The following is a 1,926-nucleotide window of genomic DNA, read 5'->3' on the forward strand; positions in this document are numbered from 1 at the left end:
TCTGAATCGGCGTTACTAAAAATGGCTAATACTGTGGCACTGTCAAAACCTTGATAGGTGAACTTTGCTGAAAAGGCGGCGGTTTCTTGTTGGTCAAAACCAGGCTCATCAGAATAGGTTTCACGGGTGTTATCTAATGAGTAAGCATCATAACCATTATCAAAATCAAAATAGAAACCAGCAAGCTCAATGGTAAGGTCGTTACTCGCTTCAATGGCTAGCTTGCCACGTATGCTTAATTCATCACGGTTGTTAGTATCATCGCGCTGCAAATGCACATTTTCGATATAGCCATCACTGTTACTTTGATTAACAGCTAAGCGGTAATTTACTGAATCGCTGGCAGGGCCCGATAAGGCTACACCTAAATCATAAGTATTATAATTGCCAACACCCAGTTGTACGGCACCTTCAAAGTTTTCGGTTGGTTCATTGGTAGTGATATTGATCATACCGGCGATAGCATTAGCGCCAAAACGGGTACCTTGTGGACCGCGAAAAATTTCTGCTTGCTTAACATCAAACAATGAAGCAACACTACCGATACCAGTAAAGTCCACTTCGTCGATAATCACACCCACTGACGGATTAATCGGCTCTTGAAATTGACTACGCTCACCAATGCCACGGATTTGATAATAACGGGCTCGTTGTGAACCACTGGCAAAGTTAACATTAGGGCTAATCGCAATTAACTCTTCAAGATGTTTAGCATTACGCTGCTTAATGTCTATATCGGTTAAGACCGACATAGATGTAGGAGCATTTTGTAGACTTTGCTGGCGAAAATCACTGGTAACCGTGATGGTTTCAACATTGTCAGTTTTACTAGTGTCATTACTCGCTTGCTGTTCAGCGAAGGCGGTAACGTTAAAGATACTGGCGGTGATAGCTAAACAAATAGCCGATTTTGGGAAGGTCATTAAAAATCTCATCAACAAAAATAAAAATAGAGGCGTGTGCAATGAGGATGAATTTGAAGAATGTTATACCAATTACACAAATTTATTGCTCAACGTAGAGTTAATGCACTTGGTATTAATTTTATCTATAACCATCCCTTGCCAGAAAATCAGTAAAGATAACTTTCTGCCCAGGTTCAAAGAGTATATATCTCAGCGACTAATCATTTTAAAAAGTAAAATGACAGCGCACCCCTTGGTTGCACAACATTCTAACAAAAAATTACAGACTAATCTTTTTATTGTTGGTTGGTTGAACTGAGAATGCAGGGGCTCTGCTTAATAATAACTATTGCTTACTGTCAGCCTTGTCTTAAGCCTTTTAAATTCCTAATGAATACTGCATTATGAAGTGGAACTGATAGTTTGATGAATCCACATTGTGGAAACTGTCTCATTTAATAATAGTAGCGAGTGTTTATGTTTCCTAATTGGCAATTAGTGCTGTTAAGTTTGGCTTATATCGGCTTGTTATTTTTAATTGCATTTCTGGGGGATCGGTATCGGCATCAGCTGGCGAAAAAAGGCCAGAGTATTATTTACGCACTGACCTTAGGTGTTTACTGTACCTCGTGGAGTTTTTTAGGCACCACAGGGCAAGCATCTACCAGTTTACTTTCGCACTTACCTATCTACTTAGGGCCTATTTTACTGTTTGTTTTTGCTTGGCCATTTATCCAACGCATTATACGTGTCAGTTTAAAGTTGCACTTAACCTCTATTGCTGACTTATTAGCAGCGCGATTTGGCAAGTCACATAATCTCGCTATTATGGTGACTATCGTTGCGCTAATAGGCACCATGCCTTATATCGCGCTGCAGCTTAATTCCATGGTCTATTCATTTCAGCAATTACAAATTGATCAAAGTTACACTAGTTGGCATATCGGTTTAGTGGTCAGTTTAGTGCTAGCGGTATTTACTGTGCTATTTGGTATTAGACATATTGACGTTACCGAACGTC

Annotated in this window: 1 protein-coding gene and 1 pseudogene; one reads left to right on the plus strand and one right to left on the minus strand. The window is 39.7% G+C overall.

Annotated features, from left to right (window positions below; genetic code table 11):
• Window positions 1-923, minus strand: a 923-nt coding sequence (locus HRT50_RS18760; RefSeq protein ID WP_291617367.1) for a TonB-dependent receptor, incomplete at its 3' end; no start/stop codon positions are given.
• 459 nt (window positions 924-1,382) lie between these two features.
• On the opposite strand from HRT50_RS18760, the pseudogene HRT50_RS18765 reads away from it, so the two are divergent.
• Window positions 1,383-1,926 (plus strand): annotated as a pseudogene (locus tag HRT50_RS18765) (hybrid sensor histidine kinase/response regulator); the annotation flags it as partial.

It is taken from the genome of Colwellia sp., assembly GCF_013215345.1.
GTDB lineage: Bacteria > Pseudomonadota > Gammaproteobacteria > Enterobacterales > Alteromonadaceae > Colwellia.